The sequence below is a fragment of the Pseudarthrobacter sulfonivorans genome (assembly GCF_014712225.1).
In the GTDB taxonomy this organism is placed as follows: Bacteria; Actinomycetota; Actinomycetes; order Actinomycetales; family Micrococcaceae; genus Arthrobacter; species Arthrobacter sulfonivorans.
Window position 1 is genome coordinate 283559 of record NZ_JACXBW010000002.1, and the last position, 15040, is coordinate 298598.

A 15040-nucleotide genomic window follows, 5' to 3' on the forward strand; every position below is an offset into this window, starting at 1 on the left:
TCGTGGTGGCTGTCGTGGGCTTAGTGTTCGGCGATATCACGAGTGCGGAGTCCCCCAGGGGCTGAACCCGCTGGGTTCCCCGCCCGCGGCAGGGGTCCGCGTGGTGGCGCCCGGTTGCCCCGGTTGCATCCGCCCGTCGGCGGGCTCCCACGGCGAGGTAAAAGTGGGCGAGGGAGACGCTAAGGGCTGACCGGAGGCCGGGCGTCCACGTCGGTCATCTTCCAGCTTCGAGGCCTTGTCGTTCAAACGCGCCAGCAGATCGGGCAAGCGGCGATTTATATCACCTTCGAGATCCCTTTTCTGGGCAGCCTCCGCCGTTCCGTTAATCAGAACGAGGACGTGGCAGGTGGATGGGTCGGCTCCCACGTCGCGGAGAACTGCCCAGTGGTTATGCACGGCCAGCGGGAGCCGGGCGTTGACACCGCCGCTGTCAGTTCCGGGGGGTACTGATCCCGCCGCAAATCGGCCCGGTGCCAGGACGCTGACATAGCCGCTCCCGAACGGTGACCAACCGGAGCGCGCCTTCAGTTCCAGCCCCTTGATCATCAGCGATCGAGAGCCCGAGGTCTTCATGGGCACAAGCTCGGTGAGGTCTGTCGGACGGAGTGAAAAGGGCCGGCCGTCCCGCTGCACTTGCTGGTTCAGTACGGTGACCGGGATAAGTTCTGCGGACAGCGCGATTCCGGGGATCTTGGACACAAACCATTTGGCAGCATAGAGAAACAGGAGCGGGATTCCCGGTCCAAGGATCAGTGCCACCAAGAGCGCCAGCAGGAAATTGGTGCTGTTGAGCGGCTTGGCCATGCTGGCGGTGAAGTCGACGTTTACCGGCATTGCCTTGCCCGGCTCGCCGTCCGGCGCGATCATCAGCGCGACGCGACCGTTAACTGAGCCGTTCCCGGCCTGCTCGGCTTTGAACGTCAAGGGAAGTGAGGTGAGGTCCTTCACGTTCAGGCAGTTCTCGGCAGAGTTCGCCGAGCCCAAAGTGACCGCGATGGCACCCACATCCGCCGGTGCCGCGAGGATCTCGGGCCGCTGGTCCGCGACCTGCCAAACACAGCCAACACCAGAGACCGGCAGTGACGCGGAAAGCTCCTTGTTACCCTCGCTCTGACCGAAATCAACTTTGCTGGCCAGCACTGGGAACTCGGCTGGCGGCAACAGCGCCAACGGCACTGATACCAGTGCCGGCTCCAAAGGGGTGCCGGGCACGGGCGTGCCGTCCGCCGTCGTAGTCGCTGCGGTGGTGATGGAAAGCTCCAAGATCAATTCGGCGGCTCCCACCGGATATCCGGCAAGGTCCAGTGACACGGGGTTGGCAATCGCACCCTTGCCCAAGGCGGCAGCGACCACGGAAGACTTGCCCTGGCCACTAACGAGCGTCGCAGTCAGCTGCACGTCTCCGAGCAGGGAGGCTGCGTCAACATGCTTGCCGGCGGCATCCACGAGACCCAGGCGTACGTCCGGAATGGTCTCCCCCACATGCAGGGATGTTGCGGCGGGGTTCAGCCATGCCGGCTTGAGGCTCCCGGCAATGTGGATGCTGGACTTTGAGGTCCTCCCCCCGGACTGGCCACTGGGATCTGTGAAGGCGAGCTGCCAGAGTCCGCTCCAACCAGCCTTGGACGAACCTTCCGTCATCGAAACAGTCAGCGATTTATCGGACAGCCACGTGTACGTCAGCGTGTTGTCATCGGACATCAGCGATGCCGGGCTGCCGATGTTGCTCTTGGGCAGACTGATGACCTGCCCGGCTGGATTCAGCAGGGATGCCGCGAGATTGGTGCCGTCGGCGGTGGCCAGCACCCGGACGCCCGGCGTCGACTGATCCAGGACGAAACGGTGGGCCTTGTCGATGCAGACCGAAACCTGGCAGATGCCAGCGTCCTGCGTGATGGGACGGCTGCCCGGTGACGAGATACCGTCGAACGCGAGCAGAAGGCCATCAATGTCCGTGGCGAGATGGAATTCGCCGGGCACCGGATCAATCAACTTGCCGCAGGCTGCTGCGTCGCTGCCGGCTGCTCCTGTTGCCACGGATTCCATGAATAAGAAGTCGCCGGAACTCTCGGCGCTGCCCTGCAACCCGATGCCAAAGAGGGCCACCTGCGAGGAACGGAGCTGATCAGCCACGCCGCCGGGGCGGCAGATGTCCGTCATGGCTGCTGTTCGGACACTCTCCGCCGCCTCGGCGCTAGTTAGCTGGGTGTCGGGCGCGAACGGCTTGGCGGCACCATAGGCGTCCTTTTCGGCGTCGTTCGTCCGAATGGTGTAGTTGATGCCGCCATCGGTGAACCAGACAACGGCCTGGCAGCTCTCCTTTTCCGTCCGTGCCGCGGCCCTGGCCGCCAGGTCCTTGCGTGCGCCATCCAAGGCTGTCCAGTAGTCCGTCTCCATGCCGTTCACTCGGTCCTTGAGCGAACTTACCGTTGACTGCAGCAGCGGCAGTGTCCCGTCATTGAGCGGTGTCCAGGGCTGGATCTGCGTGTAGCTGTTGGCGAAGACGCTGATGGCAATGTTGACTTCGGCACTGGATTCGGAGGCGAAGCCGCCTAGCTGTGTCACGAGGTAGGACGCCGAAGTGACACGGGCGTAGTCCGGGTCGGTCCGGTTCAGGCTGGAGGACTCGTCGACCAGCAATAGCATGTCCGTCACACCGCCGCCGGCAATGCAGGCCCGGAAACCGTCCACTTGGGTCATTGGCTTTTCGGCTGCGGCGCCTACCCCAGCAGTCACGGCTGCGAGGGGGATGCTCAGTGCAAGGCCGGCGAGTACTGCCACTAAACGCCGCATCAGAGCCGCCCTACCCAGTTGGCAATGTTCAAGGCGCTTATCACGACGGCTGCGAGGCTCAAGACAAGTGCCAGCCGGTAAATCCACGGCACCATCGCGTCCGCGGAATACAGCGTGTGAGTCCGGGCACGGGTATCTCGAAGCGAGAAGAAGGCGATCAGCGCGATGGCGATCGGGCCGCCCACCAGCCATGCCGAGATTGCGAGTGCTGGTGTTGCACCGAAGCCAGCGGCCACTACCAGCGACACAACTGCGCAGGCAATGGCACCGGCGAGCCAGATCACGGGTGCCTTGGCCGGCGCACCTCGGTGGGGAGCCAGGTTCACTGCAGTCTCGTGACTACCGAAGGCGAAGGAGACATCTGCCGCGTTGCCTGCGGCCGGGGACAGCGGCTGCGTCTCCGTCAGGGAACGCGAAGACACAGGCTCCGGTCCGGACGAGTTGTATTTGCTGAAATCAAATGGATTACTGCCGTTAGACAAACTTCTTACACCCCAATAATCCATCGACGAAAACCCAGAAGCACTCCAACATGCCCGCGACTTTGCGGACAACGTCGATGCAGCAGGGGAAAGGTTTCGCCCGCTAGCGCTAATACTAGGGGCTCACATGCCAGTATCACAACGATGTCAAAATGTCGTCGGATGGGGCCTTTGCCAGGTATAGGAGACCGGGTGCCTGGGCGCTGATCCCGCTGGGCGAATGTGCCATTACTGGTCCTATTTGTTGGGTGTCACAAGCCATGTCATGAGGTCAAATTTGGGCGAATAAAGGCCGTCATTGAGCCTTCGGGCTATGGCTCTCTCGCCGGATGTGCGCGTATACGAGCGCAGCAGCCTCGCTATCCGCCCTCGAATAGCGGATAAGCGCCCGGATAGCGCCGTAGAGACCGAACGCTATCGCGCCCCAGAAAACAAAATAAGATCCGCCTGATCTAGTCGCGGCTGACAGTGTTCCAAGGGTAACTACCAGCCCTGCAGCGAAGATGGCACCGTTAATAAGCGCAGAATTACGTGCTTTCCGCCTCATCAGGTCACCCATATCTTGGACCATCCGTTCGAGTTCCGACATCTCATTCCCCCTGTTTGCGTTTGACGTTTTCAGCACTTGGGCGCAACTTCGGCATGCCGTCCGGGTCACGGTGTTGAGCGGCGTCGTGGCACGCTGTGGCATCCCAGATGGCGGGAGGCGGCGAAGGCCACGTCGACTGGTAACGAGTTAATGAGTCCCTCCTCAAGATTCCGTCAAGATGAGGCGAATTTCTGCGAAGTATGGCCGCAGCGCCTTTTGTGGACTGTTCAAGTGACGAGGTGCGGCTAAGATGATCGGACGAGTCAGGGGGAGACTTACTCCTGGTAGCACGTCGAGGTCATGCCGTTTGCTCACGGCAGGGCCCGCTTTACAGGAGTTGGATGCACAGTGTTCTTCAAAACTTTTGGGTGGTCCTTTGGGATAACTCTTGCCGCCTTGGTGATTGCCTTCCTATACGGCGGGCCTCAGGCCCTCATCCTGTGCCTCATACTCGGCATTCTGGAAATCAGCCTCAGCTTCGATAACGCCGTGGTCAACGCTCGCATTTTGGAGCGCATGAACGCCTTCTGGCAGAAAATGTTCCTGTCAGTGGGCATCATCATCGCGGTCTTCGGCATGCGCATCCTGTTCCCCCTTCTGATCGTGGGCGTGACCGCCAATCTGAATCCCGTCGAGGCAATTGACCTTGCCCTGCAAAAGGGTGATCCCAATACCCCGGGGACGTACGGTTACCTGCTGCACGAAGCCCACCCTCAGATCGCTGCGTTCGGCGGCCTGTTCCTTCTGATGCTTTTCCTTGACTTCATGTTCGAGGACCGGGACATCAAGTGGATCAAATTCCTTGAGATTCCCATGGCCAAAATTGGCAAGCTTGATGGTGCTTCGTTGGTGGTGGGACTTGTTGCTCTGGTACTCGCCGGAAGCATGTCAGGAGAACACCAGGGCATTGTCCTTCTCTCCGGGCTCTTGGGCATCATCACCTACCTCCTGGTCAACGGCCTGGGCAACCTCTTCGACGTGGACCACGACGGCGACATTGACTTCGACGACGCCGCAACCACCGTCCACGCCGGCCCGAGCGCCCCGGCCAAGCTGGCCGGCAAGGCCGCCTTTATGCTCTTCCTCTACCTTGAAGTCATCGATGCGTCCTTCTCCTTCGACGGCGTCATCGGCGCCTTCGCCATCACCTCGGACCCCATCATCATCGCCTTAGGCCTGGGCCTGATCGGTGCCATGTTCGTGCGGTCCCTGACCGTCTACCTCGTCCGGCAGGGCACCCTTGACGAGTACGAATACCTCGACCACGGCGCGCACTGGGCCATCGGCGCCCTCGCCGTCATCCTGCTCCTGACCATCTCGGTTTCCATCAACGAGGTCATCACCGGACTCATCGGCGTCGTCTTCATCGTTGCCGCCTTCACGGCGTCCATCCTGCGCAACAAGAAAAAGGCCAAGGCCGCCGAGGGAACCGAACCCGCCGAACTTTCCACAGTTGCCAAGTAACCACAGAACAGGAGCATGACAATGGGGTTAAGTCTGACCAAAGGCCAGTCGCTGTCGCTGACCAAGCAAAACGGTGAGTCGCTCACCAAAATCCGGCTGGGACTGGGCTGGGACTCCGCTGTCCCCGCCAAGCGCGGCTTCTTCGGCGGCACCAAGACCGTCGAGATCGACCTTGACGCGTCGGCCATCCTCTTTGATGCCAACAAGCAGCCGCTGGACTCGGTGTTCTTCAATAACCTGAAGAGCAAGGACGGATCCATCAAGCACACCGGTGACAACCTCACCGGCGCAGGCGACGGCGACGACGAATCCATCACGGTCGATCTGGGCTCCGTCGCGCCGAACGTGGCGCACATCGTCTTCGTCATTACCAGCTATAGCCAGCAGACCTTCGACATGGTGGAGAACGCCTTCTGCCGCGTCATCGACGAATCCGTCGCCTCCGCCCCTGAGGTCGCCAAATACCAGCTCACGGAATCCGGCCGCCATACTGCAATGATCATGGCGAAGCTCTCCCGGGGCGCTGGCGGCTGGAGCTTCCAGGCCATCGGTACGCCGGCGAACGGCAAGACCGCCCACGACGTTGTACGCCCCGCCGCTTCTGTCCTCTAGCAGAAATCAAACCCTAAGGAGATCAATTGGCAAGTCTTACCCTCAGCAAGGGAAGTAACCTCTCCCTAAGCAAAGCCGACCCCGGACTCCGCAAGGCCATGATCGGCCTCGGATGGGAGCCCCGGACGACGGCGGGACAACAGTTTGATCTGGATGCCTCCGCCCTGCTCCTCACCGCGGCCGGAAAAGTCCGCTCCAATGATGACTTCATCTTCTACAACCAGTTGGCTTCCAAAGACGGCGCCGTGGTCCACCAGGGCGATAACCGGACCGGCGAGGGCGAGGGCGACGACGAGCAGGTCCTGATCGACCTCGCATCGGTATCGCCGGAGATCGAGAAAATCGTCATCGTCGTTTCCATCGACCAGGCCGCCGCGCGCGGCCAGAACTTCGGCCAGGTGCGGGACGCCTTCTGCCGGGTGGTGAACGAGGACACCGATTCGGAGATCGTACGGTACGACCTCACCGAAGACGCGGCGTCCGAAACGTGCATGATTTTCGCCGAAATCTACCGCCACAACGGTGACTGGAAGTTCCGGGCCGTGGGCCAGGGCTACGCCACAGGCCTGCACGGCATCGCCTCCGACTTCGGCATCGTCCTCGACTAAACAGCCTGCCCGCCGCCGCCCCAACGCGGCGGCGGACAGCACCACCCCTACCAACTTGAAGGAGCAGGAGAATGGCCGGACTTACCCTGACCAAGGGCAGTAACCTCTCGCTGACGAAGTCAGCCCCGGGGCTGACGAAGGTGCACGTCGGACTGGGCTGGGACCCGCGCACCACCACGGGAGACGCCTTCGACCTCGACGCCTCGGCGCTGCTGCTGGGCGAAGACGGAAAGGTCCGCTCCTCCGCGGACTTCATCTTCTACAACCAGCCGTCCACGCCGGACGGCACTGTAGTGCACAAAGGCGACAACCGCTCAGGTGACGGCGACGGCGATGACGAAACTGTCGCCGTCGACCTCTCCACCCTGGCAGCGGACGTCTCCCGGATCGTCTTCGTTGTCTCGATCGACCAGGCCGATGAACGGCGCCAGAACTTCGGCCAGGTCCGCGCGGCCTACTGCCGGGTCGTGAATCAGGAAACCGACACCGAAATCGTCCGCTACGACCTCAGCGAAGACGCCGCCCCGGAAACCTGCATGATCTTCTCAGAGCTGTACCGCCACAATGGCGAGTGGAAGTTCAAGGCTGTGGGACAGGGGTACGCATCAGGCCTCGCCGGTGTTGCCGCTGACTACGGCGTTCAGCTCGGCTAGCACGCTCAACGACAAGGATCCCCACATGAGCATTCAACTGACACCGCCGGACGCTTCCGACTCAGCCTTGCTGTTGAAGGCGCCGGATGCCCCGGAAATCGTAAACGAAGATGCAGCTCCCGGCATGGTCCCGGTTCCACCCGAACGCCAGACCGAGATCAACGCCCAGGCCCGGGCGTTCATCGCGGAAGTCGCTCAGATGAACCCGCACAGCCCCGAATACACGTCCAAAATCGACGGCATCAACCGGCTCGCCGGCGAACAGCTGGTGGCATCCTCGAACACGTCCAGCCGCCTGCTCGAGCGATCCTCGACGTCCCTGGCCGGCGCCAAGAAATCCGGGAGCAACGCCCAGGTTCAGGTCGCTTCCACGTTGGGCGAGCTTCGATCAACTGTCGAGGACCTGACCCCCAACGGCGCGGACCTCAGTGTGGGACGCAAGATTCTGGGCATCATCCCGGGCGGCAACAAGCTCGCCAAGTACTTCCAAAAGTACGAATCGGCGCAGACACAGCTGGACAAGATCATCAAGTCCCTGATGTCCGGCCAGGACGAATTGCTCAAGGACAACGCCAGCCTCGCCCAGGAGAAGACCAATCTCTGGGAAACGATGCAGGGCCTGAGCGAGTACGCCGTCTTCGCCAAAGCCCTGGACGCGGCCACCGCCGACAAGATCAGCTCCATGAAGCTGTCCGGCCAGATCGAGGAAGCGAACAAGCTCGACTCCGACGTGCTGTTCCCCATCCGGCAGCGCCACCAGGACATCCTGACCCAGCTGGCCGTGTCGGTGCAGGGCTACCTGGCCATCGACATGATCCGCAAGAACAACACCGAGCTCATCAAGGGCGTGGAACGGGCCAGGACCACCACCATCTCCGCTCTGCGGACGGCCGTGATCGTGGCACAGGCCCTGGCCAACCAGAAGATGGTCTTGGACCAGATCGATGCGATCAACACCACCACCAACAACATGATCCTCAAGACCAGCGAAATGCTGAAGGATCAGACTGGCCGCATCCACCAGCAGGCTGCGAGCTCCGGGGTGAGCGTCGAGACGCTCCAGAAGGCCTTCGATAACGTCTTCCAGACGATGGATGCGATCGATACTTTCCGGTCCCAGGCCAACAAGAACATGGAGGGCACCGTCCGCGCCCTCGAAACCGGTCTCGAGCGCGCCAAGCCCTACCTGGAGCGCGTCCGCCAGCAAGAAGGCAACTAGTGCCGGCACCACGAAAGGCCCAGCCGCGGCATGGTCGGTAAGTTCCTGGGGTCCCTGTTCGGCGCCGCTGCTGCCCGCAGCTCCGACGCCGACCAGGGGCCCGCGCCCGTGCTCGACCAGAACACCGTGGACCTGGGTGCCAGTGGTGTGGCGCTCGACGCCCTCCGCCTCGAAATCCGGCAGGCAGGCAGCGGGGTGCCCACCCTGATCTACTCGCAGTTCCGGCAAATCGATGACCTCCTCGCGCCTTTGGTGGCCCACATGCAACAGACCGGCGCCTCCACTGAGCAGGTGGTCCTCGCCGGCGCGATCATCAGCGACTACCTGCCCACGTCCCTGAGGACCTACCTGATGCTGCCCAAATCCGCCCGCGTGCACGGTTCCCGCGAAACGACTAGCCTGCTGGCGCAACTGGCAACCCTGCATTCCACAGTCCTGAACCTGAACCAGCAGGTCCGCAGCGGCGCCGCGACCGAACTGGCCATTCACGGGAGGTTCCTCCAGGACAAGTTCGATCTGGGCAGCCTCCATTTGGAAGGACAGTAGTGGCGTCAATGATCCCTGGCAGCAACGCTGCCCTGACTGCCGAGAACCCCGGCCTTCGTAAAGTACTGGTGGCATTCGGATGGACCATCACCCAAAGCCTCGGACCCCAGGCCGAGCTTGTCCCGATGGCCATCATGTGCGGCCAGGACGGGCTGGCCCTCTCCGACGACCATCTGGTCTTCTTCAACCAGCTGGCGACCCCCGAGGGCAGCATGGAATTCGTCGGGGCGGACGACCAGGAGCAAATCGACGTCGACCTGGCCGCCGTGCCGGAGGATGTGCGGAAAATCGCCTTCGTTGTCTACGTGGATCCCGATCTGCGCGGGCCGGGGAACTTCGGCGCCGTCAAGAACGCCTACGTGCGGTTGGCGGACGAAACCCACCGCGAACTCCTTAGGTTCGATATTCCGTCGGGAAATCAGATGCAGGTCAAGGCCATGCTGTTCGGGGAACTCTACCGGCACAGCGGCGGCTGGAAGTTCCGGGCCATCGGCCAGGGCTACCAGAACGGGCTTGCCGGTGTGGCAGCCGACTACAAGCTGGCGCTCTGACATGGACCATCACGCGCGACGCCCGCGCCCCGACATCACCTACCTTTCCCGCCGCATCCGGCCGACAAGTACCCCCACCGGACCCGAACCCGGCCGCATCCCCGCAGCCCGCACGGACGTATCACTGAGCCCCGCGCCGTCGTCGGGCCTCAGCCTGGAGCGCCCGACAGCCAGTTCAGTGGGCCTCAGCCTGGAACGCCCCCGGGCGGGCACCGGCGGACCCGGCACCGGCGACAGAGGATCCCGCCCAACCCTGCTGGCACCCGTCCGTGACTCCGCACGGCTTTTCAGCGCACCGGGCTTCACGGACACTCGCCAGCTGTCGGAGGACGCGCCCATCGTGCGGCTCAATGCACGGCAGTCCGGCATCGGGACGCTGCTGGTCCACGGCGCGCGGTCGACAGCCTGGGAGGACATCGACCAGGTGACAGGCGCTGAAAACGTCCACGGTGAGACAGCCGGCGTTGCCAGCCCGACCGCCGGAAACAGAAAACTGGTGGCCTTCCACGACGGGTCCGCTGCCGTTACACTCAGACACGTCCAACGGTTCCGGCGCGCGATCTTCATCGCGCAGGACGAGCCGCTGGTTGTCAGTCTCTTTGGGGAAGCCGCACTGGCCGTTTCCCCCAAGACCCCGGACGGCAAGAGTGCGGTCCTGTATATCTCCCGCATCGACAGCCTCCTTGAGCTTCGGGCGGACTACGTCGAGGCCGCTGACGACCAAGCCATCTGGGCTGGCTTCGGCTTCACCATGACCACTCCGACACACGTGCACACTGGCCGCCGCTAGCATATTCTGCGCCACATTTTGGGGATAAATGCGACATTTTAAATCTTTGAGCCAGCCCGAACGTGACCGGCTCTTTCTCCTGCCGCCCGAAGAACTATCGCGGAACTCCCACCCTGGCCTGCTCGCCGTCGCCCTCGGCGCGACGCTCTACTCGCCGGCGAACCGGCCGGGCCTGGCGAAGGGGGTGCTCAAGCAGGCGGAACGCGGCTGCATCAGCTTCGTCCTGTGTTTGGAGGACTCCGTGGCGGACGATGACGTAGCGGGTGCCGAAACAAGCCTCCTCGAGGCGCTGGCTGAACTCGCTGCCCAGCCCGGTGGCGTGGCGCTCCCGCTCGTGTTCATCAGGTGCCGGACCGCCGAACAACTCCTCGACGTCGGCCGGCGGGCGGGGTCCGCACTCGACGTCGTGGCGGGCTTCGTGCTGCCCAAATTCGAGAACGAAACCGGCCGGGGACAGGCCTTTTTCGCGGCGCTGCGCCAGCTGAACCGTGAGGCCGGCCGGACTGAGCCTGGGCCCAACCCGCCGCCGCTCCTGGCGATGCCCATCATCGAGGACCCCGTGACGACGCATGTGGAGACCAGGACGGCCGCCTTGCACAACGCACTGGCCGTGGTCAACGCCAACCGGGACCTGGTCCTGTGCATCCGCATTGGTGCCACGGACATGTCCGGCGCCTTCGGGCTCCGCCGGTCACGGGACCTGACCATCTATCACGTCAATGTGGTGGCCAACGTGATTGGCGACGTTGTAAACGTCTTCGGCCGGACAGGCAGCAGCTGGGTCATCACCGGACCCGTCTGGGAGCACTTCTCCAACAAGGAGCGCGTCCTGCGCCCCCTCCTGCGGGCCACGCCGTTCAGCAACGTCAATGAGGATGCCCTGCGGCAGCGTTTGCTGCTGGAAAACCTCGACGGGCTGATCCGCGAAATCGAACTCGATCAGGCCAACGGCCTGCTGGGCAAAACCGTCATCCACCCGAGCCATGTCCCTGTGGTGCATTCGATGTCGGTTGTCAGCCACGAGGAGTACCTGGATGCCGCCGACATCGCCGCCGGCCTTTCCGGCGGAGTCCAGGCCTCGTCCTATGGAAACAAGATGAACGAGCACAAGCCGCACCGTTCGTGGGCTGAACGAACCCTGTTGCGGGCCCGGGCCTTCGGAGTGGCAAACCCCGGAATAAGTTTTGCAGAGCTCCTGGAAGCGAGTATGAAATGACCGTCGCCGAATCCCTCCATGCGGATCCCGCCGCAGAATTCGCTGAGTGGGGATTCACCGTCGCGCCCGGCGCCCTGCCCAGCCTCTTGCCGGTCACACAGCTGGTGGACCTGGCCCTGCGCCGAAACCCCAAGCGCGCGCATCTTCTGGTCTCACGGGTACTGGCAAAACACGTGCCCACCGAGCCGGGAATCGCGGAGGCGGCGGGCCTGTTGTTGGGGCTGCTGGTGCGCGGCGCCCTCGGCCCCCTGGACAGGGCACTCATCACCGACGCCGCGTCCCGGTTCGAGGCACTGCTGACCGGGGATCCGGCCGCATCGGGCCGGGCCGCATCCGACCGGGCCGCGGCGATCGCTGACCTCTGCAGGGATCTGCGCGGCCAACCAGCCTGTCCGGACGTCGCCACCATCGGCTATGCCGAAACCGCAACGGGGTTGGGCCAGCTCGTGGCCGATTCCCTGGGCTCCTATTACATCCACTCCACCCGCCACGCAGTGGCCGGCATGGATGCGGTACGCCCGTACGCGGCCTTCGAAGAGTCCCACTCCCATGCCACCTCGCACCAGCTGTTCCCCACCCGGCATTCATCCCTCCGCGGCGCCAACACCGTCGTCCTGGTTGACGATGAGCTCAGCACCGGCGCAACCATCATCAACACCATCACGGCCCTCCACCAGGCGTCCGCCCACCAGCATTACGTTGTTGCTTCACTGATTGACCTGCGGCCGGAGCCGGACAGAACAAAGCTGGACAACCTGGCGGCCGAGCTGGCCTGCAGGATCACCGTGGTCAGCCTTGCCACCGGCGCGATCGATTTGCCTGACGATCTGCCGGCCAAGGCAGCCTCACTTGTGGGCCAGTTCGCGTCCCCGGATGTCCTCACCCCCAAACGCGGAGAGGTGTCCGTCCTCGATCTCACCGTGCGCGTTTGCGCCATTCGAAGTGCCCGGTTCGGCAACGGCACCCGTCCCGGGCCGGGTGCCATTCCTGACCGCATTGCAGACGAACTGGCCGCGGTTGTGGCGCCCGCAGGCAGCCTGCTGATCCTGGCCACCGAGGAGTTCATGGCACTGCCGCTGGCAACGGCGTCCTCCCTGCAGGTAAGGCTGCCCGGGGTTACGGTCCGCTATTCCACCAGTACCCGCTCCCCCATCGCCGTCATTGACCGCGAGGGGTATCCGGTCCGGTCGGCAGTGACGTTCAACAGCCATGATGCAACCACCGATGGTCCCGGTCAGCGCTTTGCCTATAACTTCAACCACGCCGGGCAGCGGTTTGACCAGGTGGTGGTCATGGCCGAACCGGGCACGCCAGAAGCTGCCTTGACGGGCCCCGGAAGCATCGCCGAGGCGGTGTCCGAAACGGGTGCGAGCGTGCAGGTGGTGCTGCTGGGCGCGGAGCGGCCGTTCCCGACACCGGGTCAGGGGCCCTCCTTTGGTTCGTACCAGGCAGGCGAAGTGCAGTGGTTGATCAAGGACCTCAGCTTTGCTGAGCTGGAAGCCCCTACCGCTGAACGGGAGGCTGCGATCCAGTCGGGCCGGGCCAATTACGCAGAATCCCTGCCGGAGGAATATGAGCCCTCGCGTGAGTACCAGGACCTGTACAACGATGCTTTGTCCAGGTCGGCGGCACGGGTGGCTCACGCCGTCGGCACGGTAACCGAACAGGTGCTGGCACTCCGGGATGGCTCGCCGGTCCTCGTATCCCTGGCACGGGCGGGCACACCGGTCGGAATCCTGATGAAGCGCTGGGCCAAGCAGGTGCACGGCGTCGACCTCCCCCATTACACGGCGAGCATCGTGCGGGGCGTCGGCATCGACCAGACAGCCCTGAGCCACCTCGCCAGCCACTACGCACCGGAACGGATCATGTTCGTGGACGGCTGGACCGGCAAAGGCGCCATCGCCCGTGAACTGAGGACGGCGGTTGAGGACTTTGCGCGCACCGACGGGGCACGGTTCAGCCCGGAACTGGCAGTACTGGCCGACCCGGGGCACTGTACGGAAATATTCGGCACCAGGGACGATTTCCTGATTCCCTCGGCGTGCCTGAACTCGACTGTATCCGGGCTGGTGTCACGCACCGTCTTCAACCGGGACCTCATCTTCCCCGACGATTTCCATGGGGCAAAGTATTACCGGCACCTGGCGGCAGAGGACGTTTCTGCAGCCTTCCTTGACGCTGTGTCCCGGCGGTTCGTCGAGGTACAGGACAGCGTTCTTACGACGGCGGCAGGAGCCGTGCCGGACGATGCCGGCTCCCGCGTGGCGGACTGGTCAGGGTGGGCCGCCGTCGACCGGATCAGCCAGGAATACGGGATCAACAACACAAATCTCGTGAAACCCGGGGTGGGTGAAACGACACGGGTCCTGCTGCGCCGCGTCCCCTGGAAGATTCTGGTGCGGTCAACCTCCAAGGAAGACGTGCAGCACGTGCTCCTGTTGGCCAGGCTCCGCGGCGTGGAGGTGGTCTACGTGGAAGACCTCCCGTATACGTGTGTCGGCCTGATCCATCCCCTGCACCGTCCCGGGCCAACGGGCACTGAAAAGAAGGCGGCAGCACTATGACCACACTGGCCAGCGGAATTGACCTCCCTGAATCCCCGACCATCGGCAACGCCTCGGTGATGGTGGCATGCGATCTTGACCGGACACTCATCTACTCGGCCAATTCCATGGCCCTGCAGTGTGCCGACAGTTCTGCTCCCTCGCTGGTGGTGGCAGAGGTTTATGAGGGAGCGCCGTTGTCCTTCATGACACGCGCAGCCTGGAACGTCCTTGAACGGCTCGTGCACCATGCCGTCTTCGTTCCGGTCACCACACGCACGGTGCAGCAGTTCCGGCGCGTGAATATCCCCGGCCGGGACAGGGGCTACGCGGTAACAACGAACGGGGCAGTCCTCCTGCACGACGGAGTCCCTGATCCGGCGTGGTCGAAATTCATCCACGACTCTGTCGAGGCCAACTGCGCACCCTTGCAGGAAGTACACGAACGCCTCCTTGGCCCGGCCAGGCCGCCGGCAATTCTGCGGGGCCGCGTAGCTGAAGACACCTTCGTGTACAGCATCGTCAACCGTGAAGAACTATCCGCCGACTATCTGGAAGAACTGCGGGAGTGGTGCCAGGAGCGCGGCTGGACCACGTCGCTCCAGGGCAGGAAGCTGTATTGCGTCCCTTCACCTGTCACCAAGGAGGCGGCCTTGGCGGAGATCCGACGCCGGCAGCCCGTCGATGTCCTATTGGCGGCCGGCGATTCAAGGCTGGACGCCGGTATGTTGCGGCTTGCCGACGTCGCCACCAGGCCAGCCCATGGTGAGCTCCATCAGGACGGGTTCCAACGTGCAAATCTCAGCGTGACTTCCGCAACCGGAATCATGGCCGGCGAGGAGATCCTTCACTTCGCCGCAGCGCACCTCCCTGCGCTGCAGAGGGCTCTGGAAAACTGACCGGACGCTCTCTCACTTAATGCCCATTAATTCCAATCCCTCTCTCACTCTCTTTAGAAAAGTGAGAGAGCG

13 protein-coding genes are annotated in these 15040 nt (G+C 63.2%); 11 read left to right on the plus strand and 2 right to left on the minus strand.

The annotated features are described in order from the left end of the window. Window positions 1–36: 36 nt before the first annotated feature. Together IAQ70_RS03615 and IAQ70_RS03620 are read right to left on the minus strand one after the other, a co-directional pair. Window positions 37–2793, minus strand: coding sequence for a vWA domain-containing protein (locus tag IAQ70_RS03615; RefSeq protein ID WP_190987948.1), 2757 nt, complete (start codon window positions 2791–2793; stop codon window positions 37–39). Beyond that, window positions 2793–3215, minus strand: a complete 423-nt coding sequence (locus IAQ70_RS03620) for a hypothetical protein (protein ID WP_190987949.1) — start codon at window positions 3213–3215, stop codon at window positions 2793–2795. Before IAQ70_RS03620 ends, IAQ70_RS03615 begins: the two co-directional genes overlap by 1 nt. A 997-nt stretch (window positions 3216–4212) precedes the next feature. Here IAQ70_RS03620 and IAQ70_RS03625 point away from each other — a divergent pair. The 11 genes from IAQ70_RS03625 to IAQ70_RS03675 all read left to right on the plus strand — a co-directional run bounded on the left by IAQ70_RS03625 (window position 4213) and on the right by IAQ70_RS03675 (window position 14968). Further along, a complete protein-coding gene (locus tag IAQ70_RS03625; RefSeq protein ID WP_190987950.1) occupies window positions 4213–5328 on the plus strand; it encodes a DUF475 domain-containing protein in 1116 nt (371 codons plus the stop codon). A 21-nt stretch (window positions 5329–5349) separates the two neighbouring features. Beyond that, complete coding sequence (locus IAQ70_RS03630) at window positions 5350–5940, plus strand: TerD family protein (protein WP_190987951.1); 591 nt, start codon at window positions 5350–5352, stop codon at window positions 5938–5940. A 26-nt stretch (window positions 5941–5966) separates the two neighbouring features. Continuing rightward, window positions 5967–6548: a TerD family protein gene (locus IAQ70_RS03635; protein WP_190987952.1), complete on the plus strand. Its 582-nt coding sequence runs from the start codon at window positions 5967–5969 to the stop codon at window positions 6546–6548. Window positions 6549–6619: 71 nt separating this feature from the next. Then, complete coding sequence (locus IAQ70_RS03640; protein WP_190987953.1) at window positions 6620–7201, plus strand: TerD family protein; 582 nt, start codon at window positions 6620–6622, stop codon at window positions 7199–7201. A gap of 25 nt (window positions 7202–7226) precedes the next feature. Next, entirely contained in the window at window positions 7227–8420 is a 1194-nt protein-coding gene (locus IAQ70_RS03645) for a toxic anion resistance protein (RefSeq protein ID WP_190987954.1), read from the plus strand. Between the two features lie 30 nt (window positions 8421–8450). Next, entirely contained in the window at window positions 8451–8966 is a 516-nt protein-coding gene (locus IAQ70_RS03650; protein ID WP_190987955.1) for a hypothetical protein, read from the plus strand. Window positions 8967–8974: 8 nt separating this feature from the next. Continuing rightward, window positions 8975–9517 (plus strand): TerD family protein, encoded by a 543-nt coding sequence (locus IAQ70_RS03655; RefSeq protein ID WP_190987956.1) that lies wholly within the window; start codon window positions 8975–8977, stop codon window positions 9515–9517. A 1-nt stretch (window position 9518) separates the two neighbouring features. Continuing rightward, window positions 9519–10307, plus strand: coding sequence for a hypothetical protein (locus tag IAQ70_RS03660; RefSeq protein WP_190987957.1), 789 nt, complete (start codon window positions 9519–9521; stop codon window positions 10305–10307). 28 nt (window positions 10308–10335) lie between these two features. Next, a complete protein-coding gene (locus IAQ70_RS03665) occupies window positions 10336–11523 on the plus strand; it encodes an HpcH/HpaI aldolase/citrate lyase family protein (RefSeq protein WP_190987958.1) in 1188 nt (395 codons plus the stop codon). Continuing rightward, entirely contained in the window at window positions 11520–14090 is a 2571-nt protein-coding gene (locus tag IAQ70_RS03670; protein WP_190987959.1) for a phosphoribosyltransferase domain-containing protein, read from the plus strand. Before IAQ70_RS03665 ends, IAQ70_RS03670 begins: the two co-directional genes overlap by 4 nt. After that, the gene (locus tag IAQ70_RS03675) at window positions 14087–14968 is read left to right on the plus strand and encodes an HAD family hydrolase (protein WP_190987960.1); all 882 of its coding nucleotides are present in this window, start codon (window positions 14087–14089) and stop codon (window positions 14966–14968) included. The genes IAQ70_RS03670 and IAQ70_RS03675 overlap by 4 nt, the downstream gene beginning before the upstream one ends. Window positions 14969–15040 lie beyond the last annotated feature (72 nt).

Excerpts from the sequence above, each read along its gene's own strand:
- IAQ70_RS03615 (WP_190987948.1), bottom strand. The coding sequence starts at position 2,793 with ATGCGGCGTTTAGTGGCAGTACTCGCCGGCCTTGCACTGAGCATCCCC.
- IAQ70_RS03630 (WP_190987951.1), top strand. The coding sequence starts at position 5,350 with ATGGGGTTAAGTCTGACCAAAGGCCAGTCGCTGTCGCTGACCAAGCAA.
- IAQ70_RS03640 (WP_190987953.1), top strand. The coding sequence starts at position 6,620 with ATGGCCGGACTTACCCTGACCAAGGGCAGTAACCTCTCGCTGACGAAG.
- IAQ70_RS03645 (WP_190987954.1), top strand. The coding sequence starts at position 7,227 with ATGAGCATTCAACTGACACCGCCGGACGCTTCCGACTCAGCCTTGCTG.
- IAQ70_RS03650 (WP_190987955.1), top strand. The coding sequence starts at position 8,451 with ATGGTCGGTAAGTTCCTGGGGTCCCTGTTCGGCGCCGCTGCTGCCCGC.
- IAQ70_RS03655 (WP_190987956.1), top strand. The coding sequence starts at position 8,975 with ATGATCCCTGGCAGCAACGCTGCCCTGACTGCCGAGAACCCCGGCCTT.
- IAQ70_RS03660 (WP_190987957.1), top strand. The coding sequence starts at position 9,519 with ATGGACCATCACGCGCGACGCCCGCGCCCCGACATCACCTACCTTTCC.
- IAQ70_RS03665 (WP_190987958.1), top strand. The coding sequence starts at position 10,336 with ATGCGACATTTTAAATCTTTGAGCCAGCCCGAACGTGACCGGCTCTTT.
- IAQ70_RS03670 (WP_190987959.1), top strand. The coding sequence starts at position 11,520 with ATGACCGTCGCCGAATCCCTCCATGCGGATCCCGCCGCAGAATTCGCT.
- IAQ70_RS03675 (WP_190987960.1), top strand. The coding sequence starts at position 14,087 with ATGACCACACTGGCCAGCGGAATTGACCTCCCTGAATCCCCGACCATC.